The organism is Stappia sp. 28M-7 (genome assembly GCF_014252955.1).
Classification (GTDB): Bacteria; Pseudomonadota; Alphaproteobacteria; order Rhizobiales; family Stappiaceae; genus Stappia.
This window is the reverse complement of record NZ_JACMIA010000001.1, coordinates 2,569,656-2,595,088: the sequence shown is the minus strand read 5'-3', so window position 1 is coordinate 2,595,088 and position 25,433 is coordinate 2,569,656. Positions and strand designations below refer to the sequence as shown.

The following is a 25,433-nucleotide window of genomic DNA, read 5'->3' as shown; positions in this document are numbered from 1 at the left end:
GGATGCGCGCGGCGTGCATGCGCCGGGACCTTTTGCGCGCGACTGCGATCCGATAAGGTGCGCGCCGATCAGCCTTCTCATCTGGAGCCGGACCTTTGCACGCTCTGACCACGGCGACAGTTCCTGTCGCGCCTCGCTGGCGCCGCGCCGTCCTCGTCATCGCCGTTTCCCTGGCGCTGGCCGGATGCCAGACCGCGGCCTCCACCTCTCAGCAGGCCTCGCGGTCGCAGGCCGCCGCCGTCCAGGTTGCCGCGCTTCCCGCCTTGCCCGCGCCCGTCGGCGCGATGCCGGGATCCGAGCTGGCGCTTGCGCCGCAGGGCAACGCCCAGCGGCGGGCCCATGCGGCCATCGTCGTCGATGCGGCCACCGGTGCCGTGCTGCATGAGAAGGATGCGGACGCGCTGCGCTATCCGGCCTCCCTCACCAAGATGATGACGCTCTATCTGTTGTTCGATGCGCTGTCGGAAGGGCGGGTGAACGTCGACACTCCGCTTCTCATTTCGGCCAAGGCGGCAAGCCAGCCGCCGGCGCGCATCGGGCTGAAGGCGGGTGGCCGGCTCACGGTGTCGCAGGCAATCCAGGCGCTGGCCGTGAAGTCCGCCAATGACGTCGCCATCGCGGTTGCGGAAAACCTCGGCGGATCCGAGGCGGCCTTTGCGGCGCAGATGACCGCCAAGGCGCGGAGCCTTGGCATGCGGAACACCCGTTTCGTCAATGCCTCGGGCCTTCCAGATCCGCAGCAGGTCACGACCGCCCGGGACATGGCGATCCTGTCGCGGGCGCTGAAGAGCCGGCATGCGTCGCGCGCCAGCGCCTTCACGGCGCGCAGCTTCACCTACGAGGGGCGCACCTATCAGGCGACCAACAACCTGCTTGGCCGCGTTGCGGGCGTCGATGGGATCAAGACCGGCTATATCCGCGATTCCGGCTACAACCTGGCGGCTTCGGCGCATCGGGGCGGCCGTAGCGTCATCGCCGTCGTCTTCGGCGGCGAGAGCGAGGGCGCGCGCGACCGGCAGGTCACCGAGCTGATCGAACAGTATCTGTGAGGCAGCTGGCCGGAGTGTCCGGCGATCAGCTCGCGGACACAGCCACGAGCAAGGCGGACAGACGGTCCCCGTGCTGGGCTCTTCCAGCGGGACGCTGAGGTTCCTCCTCCTCCTCCTTGGGAGGCGGTACTGCGGCCGGCGGGTGGTGAAGCAGCGGTTCGCCGTCCTTGTGAACGGCGGTCTGCAAAATTCCGGTTTCCGCGTCGATCATCAGGAAGACGTCATCGCCATCCTTGCGCGCGACGATCTCGATCCTGCCGTTTTTGTGGACGTAGCGCAGGGTGATGTAGCCGTGCTCGGACAGGGTGTTGGAGATCTCGTTGATGTTCGCGCCAATATGCTCTCCGGGCATAAGGTCGTCGGCGGCGGCGGGCTCTGCGACGAGCAACACCCCAAGCATGGCCAGATTGGCCGTCATTCGCTTCGCCAGCCGCACGAATTCCGTGCCCGCGACCTTGTCCGATGCGTCCATGGTCTCGCTCCCCGGAATGGTCCGGACCAATCCTCCCGTCCGGACCAAACAGCGCAAGACTAGCATGGAATTTCGCGATTGTGACGGTCCGTTCACACTGCTTGTGATGAAAGTTACCGGCGATCAGTAACCTGGGACAGGTATCCCGAGAGATGCTGCAGGGCCGCTGGGTCGGCGCCATCGGAACTGGTTAGCTCCGGCGGCATGCGCCAGCCGGGCTCGACATTCTCCATGTTGGGCAGTTGGTGGGCGATTCCCTTGTGGCAGTCGATGCAGGTGGCTTCGCCGCTGACGAGATAGCGCTGGTGGATCGCCGCCGCCCGGTCGGTCTGCCGGGTGAAGTCCATCGCGACGGAGGAGTGGCAGTTGCGGCACTCCAGGCTGTCGTTGGCCTTCAGTCGCGCCCATTCGTGCTTGGCCAGTTCCAGCCGGTGGTCGAGGAACTTACGCCGTGTGCTGATGGTGCCGAAAAGGTGGCCCCAGACCTCCTTGGAGGCCTGCATCTTGCGGGCGATCTTGTCCGTCCAGTTGTGCGGCACATGGCAGTCGGGGCAGGAGGCGCGCACGCCCGAGCGGTTGGAGAAGTGCACCGTCTGCGTCAGCTCCTCGTAGACGTTGTCCTTCATCTCGTGGCAGCTGATGCAGAAGGCCTCGGTGTTGGTCACCTCCAGCGCCGTGTTGAACGCGCCCCAGAAGATGACGCCGCCGATGAAGCCGCCGAGCGTCAGGAACCCCAGGCCGAAATGTACGCTCGGCCTTGCGAAGACGGCCCAGGCCTGGCGGGCGAGGGATTTTACGCGGCTCCACATGGCCTATTGGCTCCCGGCCGGCCTGGCGCCGAGCTCGCTCATGTCGCGGAACGTGTTGGAAACCAGCGGTGCGGCATCCGACTGCGGCACATGGCACATGGTGCAGAAGTAGCGGCGGGGCGACACATCGGCGAGCATCTGGCCCTCGCGGTCCATGTAGTGGGTGACGCTGATCATCGGCGCGCCGGAGCCTTGCGTGTATTCCCGCTTGTGACAGGACAGGCAGCGATTGGTGTTGACCGAGAGCTGGTAGCCCTCGATCGAGTGCGGAATGACCGGCGGCTGCTCGGGATAGGCGCGCATCTTGCGGACATCGTCCGTCACCCATTTGGCGACGGGGGGAGCTGCGGCGTTTTCCATCGGCTGGGGCGCTCCGCGCAGGCGCGGGGCATCCTGGGAGAAGGCCGGCAGCGCAAGGCCGACGGCGAACACGAGAAGGCCGGCAAGCAGCGCGGGCGCGGCTACGCGGTGGAGACCTTGACTGCGCATTTCTTGAAATCCGTCTGCTTGGAGATGGGATCGGTGGCGTCGAGCGTGACCTTGTTGATCAGCTGGCTGGCGTCGAACCACGGCACGAAGATCACGCCGCGCGGCATGCGGTTGCGCCCGCGCGTCTCGATGCGCGAGCGGATCTCGCCGCGCCGGGAGGTGACCGTCACCTCGGTGCCCTGGTTCAGGCCGCGGTCGCGGGCATCGTCGGGGTGCATGAAGACGCGGGCGCCGGGGAAGGCCTTGTAGAGCTCGGGCACGCGCATGGTCATGGACCCGGAATGCCAGTGCTCCAGCACCCGCCCGGTCACCAGCCACAGGTCGAACTCCTCGTCCGGCACTTCCGCCGGCGGCTCGTAAGGCACGGCGAGGATCACCGCCCGTCCATCCTTGCGGCCGTAGAAGCGCATGCCTTCGCCCGGCTTCACGTAAGGATCGTATCCCTCGCGGTAGCGCCAGCGGGTTTCCTCGCCGTCGACCACCGGCCAGCGCAGCCCCCGCACTTCGTGATAGCGGTCGTAGGGCGCCAGGTCGTGGCCGTGGCCGCGGCCGAACTCGGCATATTCTTCGAACAGTCCCTTGTGGACGTAGAAGCCGAAGTCCTTCGCCTCCTGGTTCTCGTAATCGGGATTGATCTCCGACAGAGGGAAGCGGTCGACATTGCCGTTGCGAAACAGCACGTCGAATAACGTCTTGCCGCGATAGCCGGGGTTGGCGTCGAGCATCTCGGCGGGCCACACCTCGTCCGTGGTGAAGCGCTTGGAGAACTCCATCAGCTGCCACAGGTCCGAACGGGCCTCGCCCTTGGCGGTGACCAGCTGGTGCCACACATGGGTGCGCCGCTCGGCATTGCCGTAGGCGCCTTCCTTCTCCACCCACATGGCGGCCGGCAGGATGACGTCGGCGGCGAGCGCCGTCACCGTCGGATAGGCATCGGAGACGACGATGAAATTGTCCGGGTTGCGATAGCCGGGATAGGTCTCCTGGCTGCTGTTGGGGGCGGCCTGGACGTTGTTGTTGACCTGGACCCAGTACCAGTTGAGCTTGCCGTCGCGCAGCATCCGGTCCTGCAGGACGGCATGGTAGCCCGGCTTGTCCGGCAGCAGGCCCTCGGGGAGTTTCCAGATCTCCTCCGCATGCTTGCGGTGCTCGGGGTTGGTCACCACCATGTCGGCCGGCAGGCGGTGGGCGAAGGTTCCGACCTCGCGTGCCGTGCCGCAGGCGGAGGGCTGGCCGGTCAGCGAGAAGGGGCTGTTGCCCGGCTCGGAGATCTTCCCGGTCAGAAGATGCAGGTTGTAGACCATGTGGTTGGCCCACACGCCGCGCACATGCTGGTTGAAGCCCATGGTCCACAGCGACATGACCTTGCGGTCCGGGTCGGCATAGAGCTCGGCGAGCTCGCGCAGGAAGTCGGGCTCGACACCGGACAGTTCCGACACCCGCTCCAGCGTGTATTCCGACACCAGCTTGCGGAAGGTCTCGAAGTCGGCCGGCTCCATCTTGCCCGGATCGCCGGCTCCAGTGGCCTTGAGTTCCAGCTCGTTGTCTGGGCGCAGGCCGTAGCCGATATCGGTCTGGCCGGTCATGAACACCGCATGGTCGCGCACGAAGTCCTCGTTCACGCGGCCGGTCTCGATGATGTGGTTGGCGATGTAGTTGAGGATCGCCAGATCGGTGCCCGGCTTGAACACGACCGGGATGTCGGCAAGGTCCATACTGCGATGGGTGAAGGTCGACAGCACCGCGACGCGGACATGCTCGTGGCCGAGCCGCCGGTCGGCGAGCCGGGTCCACAGAATCGGGTGCATCTCCGCCATGTTCGAGCCCCACAGCACGAAGGCATCGGCATGCTCGAAATCGTCGTAGCAGCCCATCGGTTCGTCCATGCCGAAGGCGCGCATGAAGGCGGTTGCGGCGGAGGCCATGCAGTGGCGGGCGTTGGGATCGAGGTTGTTGGAGCGGAAGCCCGCCCGCATCAGCTTGGTGGCGGCGTAGCCCTCGAAGATCGTCCACTGGCCGGAGCCGAACATGCCGAGCGCGGTCGGGCCCTTGGCCGCCAGCGTTTCCTTGGCCTTCTTCGCCATCAGGTCGAAGGCCTCGTCCCAGGATACCGGCTCGAATTCGCCGTCCTTGTGATAGCTGCCGCCGCGCTTGCGCATCAGGGGCGTGGTCAGGCGGTCCTCGCCATACATGATCTTCGACAGGAAGTAGCCCTTGATGCAGTTGAGGCCGCGATTGACCTCTGCCTGCATGTCGCCATGGGTGGCGACCACCTGTCCTTCCTTCACGCCGACCATGACGCCGCAGCCGGTGCCGCAGAAACGGCAGGGCGCCTTCGACCACTTGATGTCGAGTGTGCCGATGCCGCCGGGGACCGGCTGGGCGGCGGCGGGCAGGGCGATGCCGGCGGCTGCCGCCGCGACGGCTGCGGCCTGCGCCTTGATCATGTCGCGTCTGGAGAGCTCAAGCTCCATCGTCAGACCTCCTCGATATGTTCGAAAACCATGTTGGCGGACACCACGCCGTCGAGCAGGGCGATCTCGACCAGCTGCTTGCCGGTCTCGCCGCGCGGTGCCTCCAGGACGATGACGATCTTGCTGCCCTCGGCGGCGCGGACCTCTACCCCGGGAAGGTCGGAAAGGGTCGCGGCAATGCTGTCCAGCCGGCCCGGAAGGACCGAGACGACGGCGCTGGAAATGGCGAGGGGGACGGTGGGGGTGTCAGGCATCGCATGCCTCCGACATGGGGGCGAGTGTGATTGCCGAGACGGGACAGGGCGCGACGCAGGCGCCGCAGCCGGTACACAGCGAGGCCGTCACCTGCGGCAGGAACGGACCGCCGCGGCGAGGAGGAAAGCGGATCGCCTCCTGCGGACAGGCATCGCGGCAGGCCTGACAGTCGATGCCGGCCCGCGGCAGACAGTGCGCGGCGATCTGAGGCCTGTAGGGCAGAGCTTCCCGCGTGCGATCGAACAGGTTCTCCGGGCAAACCTCGGCGCAGGCGCCGCAAAAGGTGCATTCGCCTGAGGCGAAGGACAGGGCCGGGCGCTCGCGCGCCAGCTCCACAATGCCGGTCGGGCAGGCATCGATACAGGCGCCGCATCCGGTGCAGCGGGCCAGTGCGCCGGCCGACAGCCAAGGCGGGAGCAGCGTGCCCGGGGGTTCGGCTTCATGTGGGTGGCCGGTGAGAAAACGCCGTCTTGATGCATCGAAGGGCAGGGTCATGGTCCGCACCTCAATGCAGCGCTGTCGGCGGCCCGGGAGGGCCAAACAGCAGTTGCAGCATCCACACGGCAAAGCCGTAGGCGCCGACCACCGCGACGGCCACGAAAGGCCAGACGCCGAAGGCCAGCACCAGAAAGGCCAGAAATTCCGTGCGCCAGCGCCGCCGATCCGCGGTGCCGGCACCATTCTCCCCCGATCCGGTCATATCGACACGCGTCCTTTCGGATGGTGTTGCCGTGACTTGAAAAGTAGTCTGATCATAAAAAAGTGCCTTATCAATGCGCAAAACTCCGTAGTCAGGAATTGAGTGAAGGTTGCTGACCTATAAATATCCGTACTTTTGCCGTGCAACGGTAATTTTGATGAGATTTTTATTTCATAAAATCGTCGTAATTCCGAGATTAGTAGCCTTCATTCTATTGTCTCTAATATTTGAATATTGCGCGTGCTCAACGCGAGACGCTGCTGCGCAGCGGCTGGACTTGTGCGCTTGCGAAGAGGAGGTAGGCGAGGCTCCACAACGCGGCGCCGGCACCCAGCAGATGCAGGTAGTGTTCGGGGAGCAGCGGAGCCGCCACGCGCAGCAGCGCGCCGGCATTGACGAGCAGCAAGGCAACCGCGCAAAGCCGCTGTCCGGCATGGCCACCGGGGCCGCGCGTGGTTGCCAGGCGGCTCATGACCGCAAGCGTCATGCTGCCGATCGCGCCGGTGGTCAGTGCGTGAAGCGCGCTATCGGCGGGCACGCCGGAGTACGGCAATGCCGAGAGGGCCGCCAGCAGCAAACCGGCCACCAGCCAGGCATAGCCGGCATGAAGAGCGAGGATGTCGCCGCGCCGCAGCAGCCATCCGCGCCAGCGCAGCAGGCGGGCAAGCTGCAAGAGGCCGGCACCGGCCAGAAGCACTCCGGTCGCGAGCGCGCCCGGCGCCAGGACCCAGGCCGGCAGGGCAACGCTGGTCGCCAGCAGCACGAAGATGTCGAAGCGGCCATAGGGGGCGGGCACCCGCTCGGCACCGCGTCCGGCCAGGGCGTTGCGCGTCAGGCTGGGCACGAGGCGCCCGCCGACGGCGGAGATCAGCAGCGCTGCCACGGCGATCCCGGTTCGCGCCATGGTCGCGGCCATTTCCGGATCGTCGCCCAGCAGCCGATGGGCGAGAGCTGCGGCCGCCAGCACGGGAAACAGCATCAGTCCGTGCCGCGACTGGCCGCTGCGCCCCAGCCGCATTTCGCGGATCAGCAGCGCCGAGACGGCGAGCGGAAAGGCGGCATCGGCGGCAAGCGCGAGGGGCAAGGGGGCAGCAAGAGGCACCAAGCGCCCGGCGAGCCACAGACCGACCAGCAGGGCCAGCGGCCGGCCGGCAGTGGGCAGGCGGCCCGACCAGTTCGGCGTTGCCGACAGCAGGTAGCCGGCCATGATCGGCGGCAGGAAGCCGAAGACCATTTCATGCGCGTGCCAGGTCATCGCCGGCAGGCCGGCGACTTCGGCGATGCCGGACGTATAGATCCAGATCCATAGCGGCACGGCTGCCGCCGCCTGCAGCGCGGCTGCGAGGAACAGCGGGCGGAAGGCGACGGCGAGCCACCAGCCGTCCGTGATCCGCCTCGGTGCGGCGCCCATGGCAGGGCTGCGCGCGAGGGAGAGGGCGTTTGTGGGAAGGGGACGGGTGTGCGGTGCCATTGCCGGCGTCCTTGCAAGTTGGGGGACGCTTGCAGGACTAGCCGCGGAATTCGCCTGCTTCGTTGTTCCCGCGCAAAGACGCGGGCGTAAGGGAGGCCTAGACTTCTGTCTAACGTTGCAAGGGGAGTTCTCCCATGTCCAGCTATCAGGGTTCCAACGCCGGAGCGGCCAGACGGGTCGGGCCGGAAACGCTTGTCGGGGACTTGATGAGCGACTACCGCTCCACCATCGCCGTGTTCATCCGTCACAAGATGATGTGCATCGGCTGTCCGGTCGCGCGCATCCACGATGTCGAGGAAGCGTGCCGCGAGCACGGCATCGCGCTTGATGCCTTTCTTGGCGAGCTCGATGCCGCCATGACCGGCGCCGGGTGACGTCATGGCCGACAGCACGGATACGGCCGTCTCGGGCGACTTCGCCATCGATGCCGACGTGCTGGCCGAAGGGTTCGGCCTGTCGGCGGAGGACTTCCGCGAACGGCTTCGTGCCGGCGCGGTGACGGGCAGGGTCTATCGCGGCATCGACGAGGACGCCGGGACCTGGCGGCTGGAAGCCTTCCACGCCAATGCCCGGCTGACCGTCATAACCGATGAGGAAGGCCGCCCGCTCCGCCGGTCGCTGGTCGACTTTGGCGACCGGCCGCTGCCGCGCGAGATGCGCCTGCCGCCGGACGGCGGGATCAGTCGGTCGACCGCTCGGCGAGCATGAACAGCTTGTGTGCGTTGCACACGACCACCTTCTTGCGGGCGCTGGACACCAGCCCCTGGGCTTCCCATGAGGTCATCACCCGGCTCACCGTGTGAAGCGTCGTGCCGGTCATCTCGGCGATATCCTGCCGGGTCACCGGAAAGTCGATGAGGATGCCGTCCTCGGTCTTGCGGCCGGCCTGGTTGACGAGGCGCAGCAAGGCGTGCGCCACCCGCCGCTCCACTTCCTCCGTAGACAGTTCGCGGATGCGCGTGTGCGCGTCCTGCAGGCGCTGGCCCACGGTCTGCAGCGCATTCATCGCCAGCACGGGGCTGCGGGCGATGAACGAGTCCCATTGGCTGGACGGCCAGACGAGGGCCAGGCTGTCGACGACGGCCGAGGCGGTCGCCGGATAGTCGGTGCGCCGCATCGCCCGCGCGATGCCGAAAATATCGCCTGGGCTGACATGGCGCACCACCACCTGCTGCCCGTCCGGCGTTGTCTGCACCACCTTCAGCCGGCCGTGCAGAAGGGCGAAGAACTCGCTCGCCGGTTCTCCTTGCGCAAAGACGGTCGCGCCGATGGCGTATCTGCGGCTGACCGCCATGGCCAGCACTGCATCGAGGTCTTCTTCCGACATCGACTGGAAGATCGTCAGGTCCCGGATCAGGGAGCGGTCAAGTTGTGCAGGCGGCATTCCGTGGTTCCCTCCTCAGATGCCATTTTGTCGCAGGGGTGCCGGTCTTGGATGCCGGCCTTGTTTGCCTTTTCGCAAAAAGAAAACCTCCGAACGGGTGTTTCCTGAACTTGTCGAAAACGACGCACGACAGGAAAGGAATACATCATGATCACGAGACGTACCGCACTGATCGGGACCGCAATGGCCACTCTGATGGCGGTCGTCCCGGTCTTGGCTGACGAAACGGCAAACCCGACGCTGAATGCGCTGGACCTGCCGGATCAGACCGCGAACCTGGAGCGTGTGCAGGCGACCCTGGTGGCGCCGCCCGCCGTGATGGACCACGACCGGGTTGCCACCGGCGCCCCGAAGATCGTCGAATTCACCATGACCATCGAGGAGAAGACGGTCGTCGTTGATGATCAGGGAACAACGTTCCAAGCGATGACCTTCAACGGCACGATGCCCGGGCCGACCATGGTTGTCCATGAGGGCGATTACGTGGAGCTGACGCTGGTCAATCCCGAGACCAACGAGATGCCCCACAACATCGACTTCCACGCCGCCACCGGCGCGCTCGGCGGCGCCGCGCTGACCCTGATCAATCCGGGCGAGCAGGCGACGCTGCGCTTCAAGGCGACCCGCACCGGCACCTTCGTCTATCACTGCGCACCTCCGGGCATGGTGCCCTGGCATGTGGTGTCGGGCATGAGCGGCACGCTGATGGTGCTGCCGCGCGACGGACTGAAGGACGAGCGGGGCACCCCCGTCACCTACGACACGGCCTACACGATCGGCGAATTCGACCTCTACATCCCGAAGGACGAGCACGGCAATTACATGACCTTCGAGAGCGTCGGCGAATCGTATGCCGATACGCTGGAGGTGATGCGCGGGCTGATCCCGACCCACGTGGTCTTCAACGGCGCGAAGAACTCGCTGACAGGCGACAAGGCCATGACCGCGAAGGTCGGCGAGCGGGTGATGTTCATCCACAGCACCGCCAATCGCGACACCCGTCCGCATCTGATCGGCGGCCACGGCGACCTGGTCTGGGAGACCGGCAAGTTCGCCAACCCGCCCGAGCGCGACCTGGAGACCTGGTTCGTGCGCGGCGGCAGCGCGGCGGTGGCGATCTACGAGTTCCTGCAGCCGGGCATCTACGCCTACGTGAACCACAACCTCATCGAGGCGGCTGAGCTCGGCGCCACCGGCCACGTCAAGGTCGAGGGCGAGTGGAACAACGACCTGATGATGCAGGTCAGCGCTCCGGCCCCCATCGCGGTCCAGTAACCGCAAAGCCGAAACCGACAGCCCGCGACGGCGGGCTGTCGCCTTGCCAACCGGGGAGACGCTGCCATGCTCGCGAAACGGAAAACGACACTCCTGCCGCTCTTTGCGGTTTTGTCGCTGCCACTTGTGGCCGGTGCCGCGTTGCCGGGAGCAGCCGAACCGGTGGGCTTGCCGGAGGTGGTGCGGATCGAGGAAAGCACCATCACCTACCGTCTTCCGGGCGAATATCTCGTCGGGCGCACCGCGACCAACGCGCCGCTCGAGGCGATCTCGCTCAAGCGTCCCTTCGAGATCATGCGCCGTCAGGTGACGGCGGGCGAGTACGGGCGCTGCGTCGCCGCCGGGGGCTGTCTTGCTCTCGATACGCCCCAGGACGAGGAGATGCCGGTCGTCGGCATCAACTGGTACGACGCGGCCGCCTACGCCGCCTGGTTCAGCCGGGAAACCGGAGAGACCTGGCGCCTGCCGACCGACAGGGAATGGTCGCTCGCTGCCGGATCGCGCTATCGCGACGACGCCTTGACCGACATTGCCGATGCCCAGGATCCCTCGCGGCGCTGGATCGCGCTCTACGAGGCGGAGACCGCACGCGGCGCCGATGTCGATCCGACGCCCCGGCCGGTCGGCCACTTCGGCAGCAACGAGCATGGCCTTCTGGATATGGGCGGCAACGTCTGGGAATGGACCGAAAGTTGCTACCTGCGCCATCGCTTCGATCCGGTCACGGATGCGGAAAGTGTCGTCGAGAACTGCGGCATCCGCATCGCGCAAGGCAGCCACCGGGCCTATATGACCACCTTTTTTCGCGATCCCAAGGCCGGCGCCTGCTCGGTCGGCATTCCGCCCGCCAATCTCGGCATCCGGCTGGTGCGCGATGAACCCGGTGCCCTGCAATGGTTGAAGACATGGATCGGCCTTTAGGCGGCGTCGGGCCGGCCCTTCGCAACAGCGACGAGGACGTGCTGTCGCGGCTGGCCCATGTGCTGCATGAAATGGGGCTGCCCTGCGACTGCCAGGACCAGGTGGAGCGGGCGGTCTCGCTCTTTGCCGAGCTGGAGGCGCGGCGCGCGCGCCGGCGGCTGATGGAGGCCGCACGCACCCGTGCGATGCGGCTTGCCGGCTTCATCGCCTATCTCGACGACCTGCGCGAGGGGACGGGCGAGCAGCTCGGTCCGGACGACTGCCTGCTGATCGCCGACACGTTCCGCACCATCGGCCGTACGGCCTCGGAAGGTGCGGCCTGTCTGGAGATGCTGGCCGGGCGGCTCGAGGCCACCGGCGAGGGGGAGGCCGGCGGTCAGATCTGACATTCGCGCGGTCCTTGCCAATTCGCTCCGTTCTTTGTCCCGGCACAAAGAGCGCTCGCCGCCCGGTGCCTAGGGTCAGGCGTCGCCAGCAGCCAGGGGAGGGCTGACCGGTTGCTCCGGCGACGCCCTTGCCCTTGCTGGCGGACGGAGACCGGCGATGACTTTTCACCCCACCACCTTGCACCGCAAGCCCGCTATTGGCGCCGCGCCTGCTATCGGGCCCGGCCAGCCGGTCGTGCCGCAGTCGGTCAGCGGCCGGTTCCGCCGGCTGAAATGGGCGGCCGTCGGGCTCTGCCTTGCGCTCTACTACGTGCTGCCGTTCCTGCGCTACGACCGCGGCCCCGACCAGCCCGGCCAGGCGATCCTGTTCGATCTGGCGCAGCTGCGCTTCCATCTTGCTGGGTTGGAGCTCAGGCCGCAGGAGCTCTACCTGCTGACCGGCCTGCTGGTGCTCGCGACCATCGTTCTGGTCCTCTCCAATGTGGTGGCGGGCCGGATCTGGTGCGGCTTCTTCTGCCCGCAGACCGTGTGGACGGATCTCTTCCTGTGGGTCGAGCGGCAGCTGGAGGGCGACCGCCGCGAGCGGCTGCGCCAGCTCTACCTGCCGATGACGCCCGCGCGCGTCCTCCGGCGCGGGGTGAAGCACGCGATCTGGCTGGCGATCGCCGCCGGCACCGGCGGGGCCTTCGCGCTCTATTTCGCCGACGCGCCGACCCTTTTGCGCGACATCTTCACCGGCAATGCCTCCAGCGTCGCCTATGGCGCGGTGCTGACCCTGACGCTGACGACCTATGCGCTGGCCGGGTTCGCCCGCGAGAAGATGTGCACTTACATGTGCCCCTGGCCGCGCCTGCAGGGGGCCGTCTGGGACGCGGAAGCCTTCGGCGTCGCCTATCGCGACTATCGCGGCGAGGCGCGCATGTCGGCCAAGAAGGCGGCGACTGCCCGCGCAAGTGGCCTGCCGGCCGGCGACTGCGTCGACTGCATGGCCTGCGTCAATGTCTGCCCGATGGGCATCGACATCCGCGAGGGGCCGAACCTTGCCTGCATCAATTGCGGCCTGTGCGTCGATGCCTGCGACACGACCATGCAGAAGCTCGACCGGCCGCGCGGGCTGATCGACTACGAGAGCTGGACCAATATCGAGCGCGGCCGCAAGGGCGAGGCCAGGGTGCCGGTGCGGCTGGTGCGGGCGAAGACCGCCGCGCTGGCGCTGGCCGGCCTTGCGACGGCCGTCGCCATCGTGATGGTGGTTGCGACCAGGGCGACCCTGTCGCTCAGCGTGGCCCATGAGCGCAATCCGGTGGCGGTTGAGCTGTCGGACGGGCGGGTGCGTAACGCTTACGAGATCCGTGTCTCGCACGTCGCCGGGGCAGGGGGCACCTTGCTGCTCGGCATCGAGGGCGAGGCCGCCGGCCATGCCGAACTGCGCACGGCCGGCAATGTCGATCCGCAGGCTGAGGGGATTGCCGTCCTGCTCGACGAGCGGGGCAGCCGGCGGCTGCGCGTGACCGTGGCTGCCGAGCCGTCCGCTGCCGGGCCGATCACGTTCCGCCTTGCCGACCCGGTCAGCGGGGAGAGTGTCACGGCCTCGGATTTCTTCAAGATTCCATAAGTTTCTCCGACTTTGCGCTGGCACAACGTTGCAGCGCAGCAAGACGAATATTCCTTCAGACAACGGACCGCGGTGGTCCGCTCAATGGAGACCGAGATGAAACGCACACGGATGTTCGCCCTTGCTCTTGCCACCGTCGCCGCCCTGTCGGGGACCGTCGCCATGGCGGCAGAGCATGAGGTGAAGATGCTCAACAAGGGCGCCAAGGGCGTCATGGTGTTCGAGCCGGATCTCATCAGGATCGCTCCCGGCGATACCGTGCATTTCCGCGCCACCAATCCCAGCCACAACGCCGAGACCGTACCGGGCATGCTGCCCGAGGGCGCCGAAGCCTTCGCCGGCAAAATGAACAAGGACGTCTCCGTGACCTTCACCCAGGAAGGCGTCTACGGGATCAAGTGCAAGCCGCATTTCGCCATGGGCATGGTCGCTGCCGTCGTCGTCGGCGATCCGGTGAACCTCGACGACGCCAAGGCGGTCAAGACGCCGGGCAAGGCGAAGAAGGTCTTCGCGGAGCTGCTCGGCGGCCTGTGAGCTGCCGGCGGCAAGTACGGCCGGGCCGGACGGCGCGCGACTTCCCCCTCGCGCCGTCCGCTTGACGGGAGGGGTATCAGGAGGCGGGACATGAGCAGATCCCTTCGCGACACCTATTGGCTGACCGGGGGCTTTCGCCCCTTTTTCTTCCTCGGCGCGCTGTCGATGGCCCTGTCGGTACTGGCCTGGATCCCGATCCTCTCCGGTCATCTGGACCTCCCGTCCGCCTTCGCCCCCCGCGACTGGCACATCCACACCATGCTGTTCGGCGGGGTCTCGGCGATCATCGCCGGCTTTGCGCTGACGGCGGTTGCCAACTGGACCGGCCGCCCGCCCGTCGCCGGCGGCGAGCTGCTTGTGCTCGTGCTTGTCTGGCTCGCCGGGCGCATTGCCGTCACGCTCTCCGCGTTGACGGGAGCCTGGGCGGCGATGGCCGTTGATCTTGCCTTTCCGCTCGCGTTGGTCGCCGTCTTCGCCCGCGAGGTGGTCGCCGGCGGCAATCTGCGCAACCTGCGCATCGTCGCGATCGTGGCGCTCTACGGCTTTGCCAACGCAGCCTTCCACACGGAAGCTGCGCTGACCGGCCTTGCCGACCATGCCGCGCGTGCCGGGATCGCTGTGGTGCTTCTGCTGGTCATGCTGATCGGCGGGCGGATCATTCCCGCCTTCACCCGCAACTGGCTGATGCAGCGGCGTGCCCTCGCGCTTCCGGCCGGTTTCTCGCGGCTCGACGGGGCGACCATGCTGGTCTCCGCGGCAGCTCTAGGCGTCTGGATCGCGGTTCCCGATCATCTTGCGACCGCGCTGCTGATGCTGGCCGCGGGCCTGGCCAATGGGGTGCGCCTGTCGCGCTGGTGCGGGCTGGCGACGCGCAGCGATCCGCTGCTGCTGATCCTGCATCTGGGCTTTGCCACCGTGCCGCTTGGCTTCGTGCTGGAGGGCCTGTCGATCCTGCTTCCCGGCGTGCTGGAGCCTTCCGCCGCCGCCCATGTGTGGACCGCCGGTACTTTCGGCATGATGACGCTGGCGGTGATGACGCGGGCGAGCCGGGGCCATTCCGGCTATCCGCTGGCCGCCGGTCGGCTGGAAGTGGCGATCTACGCGCTCGTCGCGCTCGGCGCGGCGGCCCGGGTGCTTGCGCCCTATGCGACAGGTTGGGGCGGCCACTGGATGGTGCACCTCTTCGCCTGCGCCGCGCTGCTGTGGGCGCTGGCCTATCTGCTCTTTGCCGCCGGCTATGCGCGCATGCTGCTGTGGCGGCCGGGCCTGCCGGTGCGTCGGCCATGACCGCCACTACCGGTGACTCCGATGCGATCCGCGTGCTGCCGGCCATCACGCCCTGTGCCGCGCTGCGCCTTGCCGCCTGCCGCTTCTTCGCTATCCTGCTCGCCGCCTATCTTCTGTCCGGTTCGGCCCGCGCGGTGCTGGTCGATCCGGCTGCCGGCCCGCTGGCCGGCGCGCTGCTGGAGGCGATATGGCTGGTCTCGGCCGGGCTGCTTGCCACCGCATTGATGCCCTGGGGGCTGCTGACGCCGCGCCCTGCCCTCGCGCTCGCCGTGCTGACGGCACTGGCGCTCGTCGTCAGCGATGCGCTGGTGGCGGTGTTCCTGTGCGGGATCCCCGTGCCGCGCCATTTCGCCCGCTTCGCGCAGGCCGATGGCGCTATCCAGGCCGCCGCATTCCTCACGGCACTCTTCCTGCCGCTGGCGGTGTCCTTGCGAAGGCAGTGAGGGCGCGCGAAACCTCTCTTGAAACGACAAGGCCCCGGACATCGGGTGATGTCCGGGGCCTCGTTGTCTGGTTGGGCCGGGCGAGCCGGCCCTTGCCTCAGCTGCAGCCGCTGGTGCTGCCGCAGGTATCGCACTTCAGGCAGGTGCCGTTGCGCACCATCGTGAAGTTGGCGCATTCCGGGCAGCTCTCGCCCTCGTAGCCCTTCATGCGGGCCTGGGCGATCCGCTCGGCCGCGCTCGGTGCCTGCTGGGCAGGGGCGGTCGTGCTGATCTCGACCCGGGCGGCCGCTTCCGAGCCGCGGGCGAAGGCGGCAGCCACCGCCGTCGTCTGCGCGATCGGCGCATTGCCGAGCTCGGCAGCGATCGCCTTGGTCAGGCTGCCGGCCGGCTCGCCGCCGCCGACAAGGCGGAAGCGCTCGGTCTGGCCGCGGATCAGGCCGTGCGAGACGACGCCCTGGTGCCCCTTGCCGCCGCGCTCCTCGGCCTCAGCCGAGGCCTTGGCCGACTGGCCGAAGACCTCCGGCGGAACGTGGGCCAGCTCGTGGCGGTCCAGATAGGACACGGCCAGCTCGCGGAACACGTAGTCGAGCACCGAGGTGGCGTTCTTGATCGCGTCGTTGCCCTGCACCATGCCCGCCGGCTCGAACTTGGTGAAGATGAAGGCGTCGACATACTCCTCCAGCGGCACGCCGTATTGCAGGCCGAGCGACACCGAGATGGCGAAGTTGTTGATGAAGGCGCGCAGGGCCGAGCCTTCCTTGTTCATGTCGATGAAGATCTCGCCGAGGCGGCCGTCATCGTATTCGCCGGTGCGCAGGAAGATCGTGTGTCCGCCGATCTTGGCCTTCTGGGTGTAACCCTTGCGGCGGGTCGGCAGCTTCTCCTGCTGGCGAACGACACGCTCGACGATCCGCTCGACGATCTTCTCGGCGACGATCTCGGCGCGCGCAGCCTGCGGCTGGGCGACCAGGGCCTCGACCGCATCCTCCTCGTCCTCGTCCACATCGGACAGGAGCTGGGAGTTCAGCGGCTGCGACAGCTTGGAACCGTCGCGGTAGAGGGCGTTGGCCTTCAGCGCCAGGCGCCAGGAGAGCAGGTAGGCCTCCTTGCAGTCGGCGACGGTGGCGTCGTTCGGCATGTTGATCGTCTTGGAGATCGCGCCGGAGATGAACGGCTGGGCCGCCGCCATCATGCGGATGTGGCTCTCCACCGACAGGAAGCGCTTGCCCAGACGCCCGCACGGGTTGGCGCAGTCGAAGACCGGGTAGTGCTCGGTCTTCAGGAAGGGCGCGCCCTCCAGCGTCATGGCACCGCAGACATGGGTGTTGGCGGCCTCGATCTCCTGGCGGGAGAAGCCGAGATGCGCCAGCAGCTCGAAGTCCGGGTCGTCCAGCTTCTCGGCTGGCACGTTCAGCGCCTTGGTCAGGAAGTCGTCGCCCAGCGTCCAGCGGTTGAACACGAACTTGATGTCGAAGGCGGACTTGAGCGCACCGGCGACCTTGGCCAGCGCCTCATCGTCGAAGCCGCGCGAGCGAAGCGTCGACGGGTTGATCGCCGGCGCCTGGTCGAGCGAGCCGTGACCGACCGCATAGGCCTCGATCTCGGCGATTTCGCTCTCGGAATAGCCGAGGGTGCGAAGGGCTTCCGGCACCGCGCGGTTGATGATCTTGAAGTAGCCGCCGCCGGCCAGCTTCTTGAACTTCACCAGCGCGAAGTCGGGCTCGATGCCGGTCGTGTCGCAGTCCATGACGAGGCCGATCGTGCCGGTGGGCGCGATGACCGTCGACTGGGCGTTGCGGTAGCCGTGCTTTTCGCCGAGCTCCAGTGCGCGGTCCCAGGCGAGCTTTGCCCGCTCGATCAGGATCGGCTGCGTGCAGGAGGCATGGTCGAGCGGCACGGGCAGGGTGCTCAGGCCCTCGTAGCCGGAGGCCTCGCCGTAGGCGGCGCGGCGATGGTTGCGGATGACGCGCAGCATGTGCTGGGCATTGTCCGCATAGCCCGGGAAGGGGCCGAGCTCGCCGGCCATCTCGGCCGAGGTGGCGTAGGCGACGCCGGTCATGATCGCGGTCAGGGCACCGCAGATCGCGCGGCCCTCGTCGCTGTCATAGGGAATGCCCGAGGTCATCAGCAGGCCGCCGATATTGGCGTAGCCGAGGCCGAGCGTGCGGTAGCGGTAGGAGAGTTCCGCGATCTCCTTGGACGGGAACTGCGCCATCAGCACCGACACCTCGAGCACGACGGTCCAAAGGCGGACGCAGTGCTCGTAGGACTCGACGTCGAAATTGCCGTTGGCCTCACGGAACTGCAGCAGGTTCAGCGAGGCGAGGTTGCAGGCCGTGTCGTCGAGGAACATGTACTCGGAGCACGGGTTCGACGCACGGATCTCGCCGGAGGCCGGGCAGGTGTGCCAGTCGTTGATGGTGGTGTGGTACTGGATGCCGGGATCGGCCGAGGCCCAGGCGGCATAGCCGATCTGCTCCCACAGCTCGCGGGCCTTCAGCGTCTTGGTGACGCGGCCGTCCTTGCGGGCGGTCAGGCTCCAGTCGCCGTCATCCATCACGGCGGTGAGGAAGCCGTCCGTCACGCGCACCGAGTTGTTGGAATTCTGGCCGGAAACCGTGAGGTAGGCCTCCGAATCCCAGTCGGTGTTGTAGGTCGGGAACTCGATCTTGGTGAAGCCCTGGCGCGCGAACTGGATGACGCGCTGGATGTAGTTCTCCGGCACCATCATCTTCTTGGCGGCGCGAATCTCGCGCTTGAGCGCCGGGTTCTTGGCCGGGTCGAAGCAGTCGCCGTTGTCCGCCTCGCAGTTGACGCAGGCCTTCATGATGGCGGTCAGGTGCTTCTGGCAGATCTTCGAGCCGGTGACGAGGGCGGCGACCTTCTGCTCCTCGCGGACCTTCCAGTTGATGTAGTCCTCGATGTCCGGATGGTCGATGTCGACCACAACCATCTTGGCGGCGCGGCGCGTGGTGCCGCCCGACTTGATGGCGCCGGCGGCGCGGTCGCCGATCTTCAGGAAGCTCATCAGGCCGGAGGACTTGCCGCCGCCCGACAGCTTCTCGCCTTCGCCGCGAACGCGGGAGAAGTTGGAGCCGGTGCCGGAGCCGTACTTGAACAGGCGCGCCTCGCGGACCCACAGGTCCATGATGCCGTTCTCGTTGACGAGATCGTCCTCGACCGACTGGATGAAGCAGGCATGCGGCTGCGGATGCTCATAGGCGGTCGCCGAGCGGGTCAGCTCGCCGGTCTGGAAATCGACATAGAAGTGGCCTTGGCTCGGGCCGTCGATGCCATAGGCCCAGTGCAGGCCGGTGTTGAACCACTGCGGGCTGTTGGGGGCGACCTTCTGGGTCGCCAGCATGTAGCGCAGCTCGTCGTAGAAGGCCTGGGCGTCGGCCTCGCTGTCGAAGTAGCCGCCCTTCCAGCCCCAGTAGGTCCAGGTGCCGGCGAGACGGTCGAACACCTGGCGGGCGTCGGTCTCGGAGCCGTAGCGCTCCTCCTCGGGCAGCTTCTTCAGCGCCTTCTGGTCGGCTTCCTGGCGCCACAGCCAGGAGGGAACGGTGTTCTCCTCGACCGGCTTCAGGCGGGCCGGGACGCCGGCCTTGCGGAAGTACTTCTGTGCCAGGATGTCGGCCGCGACCTGCGAGAACTGGGCCGGAACGTCAATGTTTTCAAGCCGGAAGACGATCGAGCCGTCCGGATTGCGAATCTCGCTGGTGGCAACGCGAAACGCGATGTCGGCATAGGGAGACTGGCCCTCCCTCGTGTAGCGCCGCTCGATCTTCATCCAAAAGCCCCTTTCGTGTATCCGGCCATCGGGCCGGCCATGTCTGTCGCGGCCAAGCCGCATGAATTGATGTCGCGGCCAGGCCGCGTCGGTACCGATCGCGGATCGGCCGCGAGCGGGCAGGGCGGCCACGCCGCCGAACCTGCGCGTCTTGCGATGCGCCGGCCGTCGCCTGCCTGCCTGTTTGAATGCCGCAACCTGTAGCCGCGGTCGTTATCCTTGGATGATGCCTAGATATAGTAGGCCATCGCTTTTGTGTCACGATATATCGTCAACGCGAGGCGCAATTTTCCGACGTCGCGAACCGCCGCGGTCGTGACGCCGAAACCGGGAGACCCCGGATACGCTGCTGCAGTTGATGAGGACGCGGGGCACGCACGGCTTGTCGCCGGCCCCAACCTTGCTGCGATTACCTGACGCCCCAAAGGTAGGGTGAATCGTTGGTGAGCGTCAAGCGTTGTGAGCAACCTGTTGTGGTCACTTTTTGCCCGAACGCAAAATGTAGTGTGTCCGTGTGGATAACGAGGATGAGGGACGAATCGGCCTTTTGCCGGCAAATGCGGCCCGCCGCCAGCGGACGGGCAATACGGGCGGCTCTGTGCCTTATCCCCGCCAGCCAGCATGCCCCGCCGGGCCGGTTATCCCCGCAAAAGCGGGGGCGGGGATTGCAAGCCTCTTTCCCCGCTCAGGTAGAAACGGCGGAAAACCGCCATTTCCAGCGAGGCGATTTTCGCGAGTTCGCGTAGAATCGGCTCAATTTTTGAGAAAATAACACTGAACTCGCCGCAATTTTAGGAAGTTTGTCCGAAAATCGTCTTGTCCCGCTCAATCGCGGGGAAATCCGGGCGTGGTTCACTGGCATCCTGCGAGAGAAGGATGACGGCTTTGGCCCGGATGACGCGGCACTACGCATACGGACTGGATATGGACGACCTGGATGTCGTGGTCGTCGACGATTCGAAGCCGATGCAGGCGATCCTGCGCTCGACCCTGCTTTCGTTCCGCGTGCGCCGGGTACGCACCTTCGACACTGCGGAAGCGGCGCTGGAGATGATGCGGCTCGACCCGCCCAATTTCGTGATCACCGACTGGCTGATGAAACCGATGAGCGGCCTGGCGCTGCTGCGCACGCTGCGTCAGCGCAAGATGGCGCCGCTGTGCTTCCTGCCGGTGGTGGTGTGCACCGCCCATGGCACGCGGACGCTGATCGACCGGGTGCTGCGCGACGGGGCGCAACATGTGGTGGCCAAGCCGCTGTCGCCCTCCGGCCTGTACGACCGGCTGATGTGGACGCTGCGCGACGACCGCCAGCTGGTGATGAGCGACAGCGGGCGCTATGTCATCGAAGGCGTTGCCGACACGCTCGACGAGAAGGCGCGCAAGTGGCAGCAGATCGGCATCGAGCGCGAGATCGTCGCGCCGAAGTCCGGCCCTCGGCGGGACCTTGCCGCGCCGGTGCAGGCAGCGGAGACGAGCGACACCGGCTCCAAGCCGCGCAACGGCTTCGCTACGGTGCGCCCGAAGCGGTCCCAGCCGGCCGCCTGAGCTGCCTGCCCGGGCCCTTGGGCGCAGGAAACCCTTTCCCGGGACGCGCCGCCGCATTGCGAAACGGGCGAGGGTGCGCTATGCGAAAGCCAGACAGACAAACCGGGACGCCGCCTTCGATGAAAACGCTGCTGCAATTCTTCACCTGGTGGAACAGCGCGACCTGGGGTACGCGCTTCTTTACCTGGCGCAAGGGCGAGTTCGTCGGCAAGGACGAGTTCGGCAACGCCTACTATCGCGAGCGCGGCGGCAACCGCCGCTGGGTGATCTACAACGGCCTGGCCGAGGCCTCGATGATTCCTCCCGGCTGGCACGGCTGGATGCACCACCGCACTGACACGCCGCCGACCGAGGCCGACTACACGGCCCGTGCCTGGGAGGCGCCGCATCACGGAAACCGCACCGGCTCGCATGAGGCCTACCGTCCGAAGGGCTCGATCCTGACGGCGGAGAGCCGGCCGAAGGTTTCGGGCGACTACCAGGCCTGGACGCCGGAAGGCTGACATTGCTTCATGCAGCAGGTGAAGATCCTGCCGTAACGAATTGAAAGAACGCCGGCCTTCGTGGCCGGCGTTTTTGTTTTGGGCGCTCGGTCGGCTGACTGCGGTCGGCGTGGGGCGGAGGGAAGCGCCATCTCAACGGCTGTCATACCTGCGAAGGCAGGTATCCAGTATCCGCCGGGGTGGATGGTGGCGCGAAGGCAGAAGCCGCTAAAGTTCCGGCGGCAATGCCGAGGTCTGTCTCGAACCGCTCGGGTTACTGGATCCCGGTCTTCGGCTTCGCCGAAACCGGGATGACATCCTGTGGGTGGGGCGGACGACGTGCATTCCTTGCCGAGTTGACGACGAGGGGCGAAGGCGGTGCAAGAGACGCAACCGCTCTTGCACCCAATAGGCCCCGGCGCGCGCTTCGCTTGGCCGGGGTGACGGCAGAGGGGATGGGAGGCCGTGCCACTCTCGCAGGCCGTCATCCCGGCCGCAGGCAAAGCTGGAGAGCCGGGAGCCATTGGCACCCTCGGCGGGTGTGAGGTGGAATGCCTCTCCTGGCGTCATTCCGGGCAAGCGAAGCGCGACCCGGAACCGGAGAGGCACGGTGGTCGCGGGGTCGTGCCGGAATGCCGTCGATGGGCCCTCGGCTCTCCGATCCCGGCTCTGCGGCCGGGATGACGAAAGGAGAGGGCGGCGCGGGATGACAACGGCGAAGGCGGAGCAAGGGACGCAGCCGCTCTGGCAACCAATGGGCCCCGGCTCGCGCTTCGCTTGGCCGGGGTGACGGCAGAGGGGATGGGAGGCCGTGCCACTCCCTTCCGTCAGACCGTGCCGCCGAGATCGGCGCCGAGGTCCTGCAGCTCCTTGCCGCCGGCCATCAGGTTCTGCAGCTCGTCGATGGTGATCTCGCCGCGCGTGTGGGTGCCGAGCGTGCGCCCGCGGTTGAGCACGGTGAAGCGGTCGCCGACCGCATGGGCATGGCGGACATTGTGGGTGATGAAGATGACGCCGAGCCCCTTGGCCCGCACCTGATTGATGTATTTCAGCACCATCGAGGTCTGGGCGACGCCGAGCGCGGAGGTCGGCTCGTCGAGGATCAGCACCTTGGCGCCGAAATAGACCGCCCGGGCGATCGCCACGCATTGCCGCTCGCCGCCCGACAAGGTGCCGACCGCCTGCTGCGGGTCGCGCACGTCGATGCCGATGCGCCGCATCTCCTCGCGCGTCACCGTGTCGGCATGGACCATGTCCATGTGCCGGAACGGCCAGACGCCCTTGAGCGGCTCGCGGCCCATGAAGAAATTGCGGGTGATCGACATCAGCGGGATCATCGCCAGGTCCTGGTAGACGGTGGCGATGCCGGCATCGAGCGCGTCGCGCGGGCTGTCGAAGGCGACTTCCCGGCCACTGACGAGGAAGGTGCCCGCCGTCGGCCGATGCACGCCCGAGAGCGTCTTGATCAGCGTCGACTTGCCGGCGCCGTTGTCGCCGAGCAGGCACAGAACCTCGCCTGCATGCACCTTCATCGAGATGCCGCCGAGCGCGATGACCGAGCCGAAATGCTTGACGAGGTCGCGCACCTCGATCAGCGGAACGGACGGTGCCGGGTCCGAATGTGCAAGAGCTGTCGCGGCCATGGTCAGCGCTCCCCCGTCGCCCGCTTGCGGATGTAATTGTTGAACAGCACCGCGATCAGCAGCATCCCGCCGAGGAACACCAGGTACCAGTCCTGGTCGATGTCGGTATAGGTGAGCCCGATCAGCACCATGCCGAAGATGATGGCGCCGAAGAAGGCGCCGATGGCCGAGCCGTAGCCGCCGGTCAGCAGGCAGCCGCCGATCACCGCCGCGATGATCGCCTCGAACTCCTTCTGGAAGCCGCGGCGGGCATCGGTGGAGCCGGCATCAAGCACGGTGAGGATGGCGACCAGCGCCGCGCACATGGCGGTCACCATGAAAAGGATGGTCTTGACCCGCGTGACCGGAACGCCGGAATTGCGCGCGGCAGCCGCATCGCCGCCGGCGGCGAAGATCCAGTTGCCGAAGCGGGTGCGCAGCAGCACCCAGGTGGCCACGAGCGCGATGACCGCGAACCACAGGATCTCGACCGGAACGCCGGTGACCTTGGGCGTGCCGTTTCGGAAGGTCTCGATGTAGTCGTTGGCGGCGAGCCAGGCGAACAGGCCCTCGAAGGCATCGCCCGAGAACAGCTGCAGCACCGGCCCGTCGCCGGCCACCTCCTTGACGCCGCGCAGCTGGGTGGACCCGCCGGTCGCCCATTTCAGCCCGACCAGGGTGAGGCCACGCAGGATGAACAGGAAGGCCAGCGTGACGATGAAGGAGGGCAGACCGGTGCGCAGCACGATCTGGCCGTTGATCGCGCCGATGCCGGCGGCAAAGGCCAGCGTCGCGGCAATGGCGACGATGAGCGGCATGTCCCACACCACCAGCACCGTACCGAAGGCAAGGCCGGCAAAGGCGACCATCGAGCCGACCGACAGGTCGAACTCGCCGCCGACCATCAGCAGCGCCGCGCCGATGGCGAGAATGCCGAGCTGGGCGGCGGGGGCCATGAAGTTCATGACGCCGGCGAGCGAGAACATCGCCGGATTGGCCACCGTGACGAAGAAGAGGGTGACCAGAACGAGCCCCGCCAGCGCGCCGAGCTCCGGCCGGCGCAACAGCCTGGTCGCCAGACCCGTCTTTCTCAGCCGCTCGTCCGCGCTCTCGCCCCCGGTGTTGCCGGAAGGGGCGGTCGCCTGTGCTTCACTCATCGAACCTGTCCTCAAGATGCCGGATATCGAAAGCCGCAGCCGGGCCGGGCAGGGCGCAGCCGGGTGGCCGCGCCCCACCGGGCGAACCGGCAAGGTCTTGCGTCGGCGAATGCCGGATCAGCGCCGGATCAACGAATGCCCTGGGCGGACAGTTCGACGACCTGGCCGGCCTTTTCCTTGGTGATCAGGTTCGGGCCCGAGGCGACATTGCCGCCCGGCATCAGGCCGAAGCGGGCATGGTTGGCCAGGAACACCACCGGCAGGTAGCCCTGCAGGAACTGCTGCTGGTCGATGGCGAAGGCGGCCTCGCCATCGGCAACCGCCTGCAGGAAGTTCGCCGACATGTCGAAGGTGGCGACCTTGACCTGCTCCAGCATGCCGCTGTCCTTGACCGCCTGCAGGCTGGGCTCGCCGCCGAGCGAGGCGCTGAGCGCGATCACCGTGTCGACATCGCCGTCGGAGGCGAGGGCGGCCTTCACCTTGGCCAGGATCTCGGCCGGGTCGTTGGTGGTCGGCAGCACGGAGACCGAGCCGCCGAAGCCGTCGGCAAAGCCCTGGCAACGCTGGTCGAGCGAGACGTTGCCGACCTCGTGGTTGACGCAAAGGCCCTTCTTGCCGCCCATCTCGGCCAGCGCCTCGCCGGCCTTCTTGCCCGCGTCATACTCTTCCTGGCCGACATGGAGCGCCGCGCCGAGCGAGGCCGACACGTCGGAGCCGGAATTCATCGAGATGACCGGAATGCCGGCGGAGACCGCCTTGCGGATCGAATCGCCGAGCGCATCGCCGTCGGGGATCGAGACGATCAGCCCGGCCGGCTCCTGGTTGACGGCGGCATCGATGAGCTGCGCCATCGCTACCATGTCGAAGGTCTCCGGCGCGCGGTAATCGACCGTGACGCCCATGTCCTCGCCGGCCTTGGCGACGCCGTTCTTGACCACCGACCAGAACGGATCGGACGCCTGGCCGTGGCTAACCACGATAATGTTGATATCCTGCGCCGTTGCCGGCGCAGTGCCGGCAGAGGCTGCCAGACCGACGACGGCGGCAGCCGTCAGCAGACGAGCGACGAAACGTTTCATGTGTCTTCCTCCCATTGCCCCGCATGCGGGGCTCCTGACCTCTTCCGCTCCCGCCCGCCGACCGGTCGCCGGCCTCGCACGAGGCGTTTCCCGGCTGTCCGCGCCTCCCGCGCGCCCTCCGGAAAAATCAGAATGACGCATTCCAAAACGCATCATATGGAATTTTTATTCCATTTATGGTTTGACGGTGTCAA

Annotated in this window: 25 protein-coding genes; 12 read left to right on the top strand and 13 right to left on the bottom strand. The window is 66.9% G+C overall.

Annotation, left to right across the window (positions count from 1 at the left end):
• Positions 1 to 95: 95 nt before the first annotated feature.
• A complete protein-coding gene (locus H7H34_RS11405) occupies positions 96 to 1,049 on the top strand; it encodes a D-alanyl-D-alanine carboxypeptidase family protein (protein ID WP_245165053.1) in 954 nt (317 codons plus the stop codon).
• A gap of 25 nt (positions 1,050 to 1,074) precedes the next feature.
• Here H7H34_RS11405 and H7H34_RS11400 read toward each other — a convergent pair whose 3' ends face one another.
• From H7H34_RS11400 to H7H34_RS11365, 8 genes are all read right to left on the bottom strand, one after another.
• Complete coding sequence (locus H7H34_RS11400) at positions 1,075 to 1,521, bottom strand: hypothetical protein (RefSeq protein ID WP_185925254.1); 447 nt, start codon at positions 1,519 to 1,521, stop codon at positions 1,075 to 1,077.
• Between the two features lie 113 nt (positions 1,522 to 1,634).
• Positions 1,635 to 2,330 carry a cytochrome c3 family protein gene (locus tag H7H34_RS11395; protein ID WP_185925253.1) on the bottom strand — a complete coding sequence of 232 codons (696 nt, stop codon included), beginning with the start codon at positions 2,328 to 2,330 and terminating at the stop codon, positions 1,635 to 1,637.
• Positions 2,331 to 2,333: 3 nt separating this feature from the next.
• Entirely contained in the window at positions 2,334 to 2,819 is a 486-nt protein-coding gene (locus H7H34_RS11390) for a nitrate reductase cytochrome c-type subunit (RefSeq protein WP_120267802.1), read from the bottom strand.
• On the bottom strand, positions 2,792 to 5,293 hold the full coding sequence (gene napA / locus H7H34_RS11385; RefSeq protein ID WP_185925252.1) for a periplasmic nitrate reductase subunit alpha: 2,502 nt from the start codon (positions 5,291 to 5,293) through the stop codon (positions 2,792 to 2,794). Before napA ends, H7H34_RS11390 begins: the two co-directional genes overlap by 28 nt.
• A gap of 2 nt (positions 5,294 to 5,295) precedes the next feature.
• Positions 5,296 to 5,547 carry a chaperone NapD gene (locus H7H34_RS11380; RefSeq protein ID WP_185925251.1) on the bottom strand — a complete coding sequence of 84 codons (252 nt, stop codon included), beginning with the start codon at positions 5,545 to 5,547 and terminating at the stop codon, positions 5,296 to 5,298.
• Entirely contained in the window at positions 5,540 to 6,043 is a 504-nt protein-coding gene (gene napF, locus H7H34_RS11375) for a ferredoxin-type protein NapF (protein WP_185925250.1), read from the bottom strand. The genes H7H34_RS11380 and napF overlap by 8 nt, the downstream gene beginning before the upstream one ends.
• A gap of 10 nt (positions 6,044 to 6,053) precedes the next feature.
• Positions 6,054 to 6,248 (bottom strand): periplasmic nitrate reductase, NapE protein, encoded by a 195-nt coding sequence (locus H7H34_RS11370; RefSeq protein WP_185925249.1) that lies wholly within the window; start codon positions 6,246 to 6,248, stop codon positions 6,054 to 6,056.
• Positions 6,249 to 6,492: 244 nt separating this feature from the next.
• Positions 6,493 to 7,719 (bottom strand): NnrS family protein, encoded by a 1,227-nt coding sequence (locus tag H7H34_RS11365; protein WP_185925248.1) that lies wholly within the window; start codon positions 7,717 to 7,719, stop codon positions 6,493 to 6,495.
• Between the two features lie 134 nt (positions 7,720 to 7,853).
• On the opposite strand from H7H34_RS11365, the gene H7H34_RS11360 reads away from it, so the two are divergent.
• Together H7H34_RS11360 and H7H34_RS11355 are read left to right on the top strand one after the other, a co-directional pair.
• Positions 7,854 to 8,093 carry a DUF1858 domain-containing protein gene (locus H7H34_RS11360; RefSeq protein ID WP_120267808.1) on the top strand — a complete coding sequence of 80 codons (240 nt, stop codon included), beginning with the start codon at positions 7,854 to 7,856 and terminating at the stop codon, positions 8,091 to 8,093.
• 4 nt (positions 8,094 to 8,097) lie between these two features.
• Complete coding sequence (locus H7H34_RS11355) at positions 8,098 to 8,427, top strand: DUF6522 family protein (RefSeq protein ID WP_185925247.1); 330 nt, start codon at positions 8,098 to 8,100, stop codon at positions 8,425 to 8,427.
• Here the strand turns inward: H7H34_RS11355 and H7H34_RS11350 are convergent.
• Entirely contained in the window at positions 8,399 to 9,103 is a 705-nt protein-coding gene (locus tag H7H34_RS11350; protein ID WP_120267810.1) for a Crp/Fnr family transcriptional regulator, read from the bottom strand. The two genes, H7H34_RS11355 and H7H34_RS11350, sit on opposite strands and share 29 nt — an antisense overlap.
• Positions 9,104 to 9,250: 147 nt before the next feature.
• On the opposite strand from H7H34_RS11350, the gene nirK reads away from it, so the two are divergent.
• The 7 genes from nirK to H7H34_RS11315 all read left to right on the top strand — a co-directional run bounded on the left by nirK (position 9,251) and on the right by H7H34_RS11315 (position 15,564).
• Positions 9,251 to 10,378: a copper-containing nitrite reductase gene (gene nirK, locus H7H34_RS11345; protein ID WP_185925246.1), complete on the top strand. Its 1,128-nt coding sequence runs from the start codon at positions 9,251 to 9,253 to the stop codon at positions 10,376 to 10,378.
• Positions 10,379 to 10,444: 66 nt separating this feature from the next.
• Complete coding sequence (locus tag H7H34_RS11340; RefSeq protein ID WP_185925245.1) at positions 10,445 to 11,299, top strand: SUMF1/EgtB/PvdO family nonheme iron enzyme; 855 nt, start codon at positions 10,445 to 10,447, stop codon at positions 11,297 to 11,299.
• On the top strand, positions 11,284 to 11,685 hold the full coding sequence (locus H7H34_RS11335) for a hypothetical protein (protein WP_185925244.1): 402 nt from the start codon (positions 11,284 to 11,286) through the stop codon (positions 11,683 to 11,685). The genes H7H34_RS11340 and H7H34_RS11335 overlap by 16 nt, the downstream gene beginning before the upstream one ends.
• Positions 11,686 to 11,842: 157 nt before the next feature.
• The gene (gene ccoG / locus H7H34_RS11330) at positions 11,843 to 13,300 is read left to right on the top strand and encodes a cytochrome c oxidase accessory protein CcoG (RefSeq protein ID WP_185925243.1); all 1,458 of its coding nucleotides are present in this window, start codon (positions 11,843 to 11,845) and stop codon (positions 13,298 to 13,300) included.
• A gap of 96 nt (positions 13,301 to 13,396) precedes the next feature.
• Positions 13,397 to 13,834, top strand: a complete 438-nt coding sequence (locus tag H7H34_RS11325) for a pseudoazurin (RefSeq protein ID WP_067218050.1) — start codon at positions 13,397 to 13,399, stop codon at positions 13,832 to 13,834.
• A gap of 90 nt (positions 13,835 to 13,924) precedes the next feature.
• Positions 13,925 to 15,121: an NnrS family protein gene (locus H7H34_RS11320; protein ID WP_185925242.1), complete on the top strand. Its 1,197-nt coding sequence runs from the start codon at positions 13,925 to 13,927 to the stop codon at positions 15,119 to 15,121.
• Positions 15,118 to 15,564: a hypothetical protein gene (locus H7H34_RS11315; protein WP_185925241.1), complete on the top strand. Its 447-nt coding sequence runs from the start codon at positions 15,118 to 15,120 to the stop codon at positions 15,562 to 15,564. The genes H7H34_RS11320 and H7H34_RS11315 overlap by 4 nt, the downstream gene beginning before the upstream one ends.
• A gap of 97 nt (positions 15,565 to 15,661) precedes the next feature.
• Here H7H34_RS11315 and H7H34_RS11310 read toward each other — a convergent pair whose 3' ends face one another.
• A complete protein-coding gene (locus tag H7H34_RS11310; protein ID WP_120267817.1) occupies positions 15,662 to 19,354 on the bottom strand; it encodes a vitamin B12-dependent ribonucleotide reductase in 3,693 nt (1,230 codons plus the stop codon).
• 924 nt (positions 19,355 to 20,278) lie between these two features.
• Between H7H34_RS11310 and H7H34_RS11305 the strand changes: the two genes are divergently transcribed.
• Together H7H34_RS11305 and H7H34_RS11300 are read left to right on the top strand one after the other, a co-directional pair.
• Entirely contained in the window at positions 20,279 to 20,899 is a 621-nt protein-coding gene (locus H7H34_RS11305) for a response regulator (RefSeq protein ID WP_185925240.1), read from the top strand.
• Positions 20,900 to 21,018: 119 nt separating this feature from the next.
• Positions 21,019 to 21,402, top strand: a complete 384-nt coding sequence (locus H7H34_RS11300; RefSeq protein WP_120267819.1) for an NADH:ubiquinone oxidoreductase subunit NDUFA12 — start codon at positions 21,019 to 21,021, stop codon at positions 21,400 to 21,402.
• Positions 21,403 to 22,208: 806 nt separating this feature from the next.
• On the opposite strand, the gene H7H34_RS11295 is transcribed toward H7H34_RS11300, so the two are convergent.
• The 3 genes from H7H34_RS11295 to H7H34_RS11285 form a co-directional block, all read right to left on the bottom strand.
• Complete coding sequence (locus tag H7H34_RS11295) at positions 22,209 to 23,024, bottom strand: ATP-binding cassette domain-containing protein (protein WP_120267820.1); 816 nt, start codon at positions 23,022 to 23,024, stop codon at positions 22,209 to 22,211.
• A gap of 2 nt (positions 23,025 to 23,026) precedes the next feature.
• Positions 23,027 to 24,160, bottom strand: coding sequence for an ABC transporter permease (locus H7H34_RS11290; protein WP_185925239.1), 1,134 nt, complete (start codon positions 24,158 to 24,160; stop codon positions 23,027 to 23,029).
• A gap of 128 nt (positions 24,161 to 24,288) precedes the next feature.
• Complete coding sequence (locus tag H7H34_RS11285) at positions 24,289 to 25,239, bottom strand: sugar ABC transporter substrate-binding protein (protein WP_120267822.1); 951 nt, start codon at positions 25,237 to 25,239, stop codon at positions 24,289 to 24,291.
• Between the last annotated feature and the right edge of the window lie 194 nt (positions 25,240 to 25,433).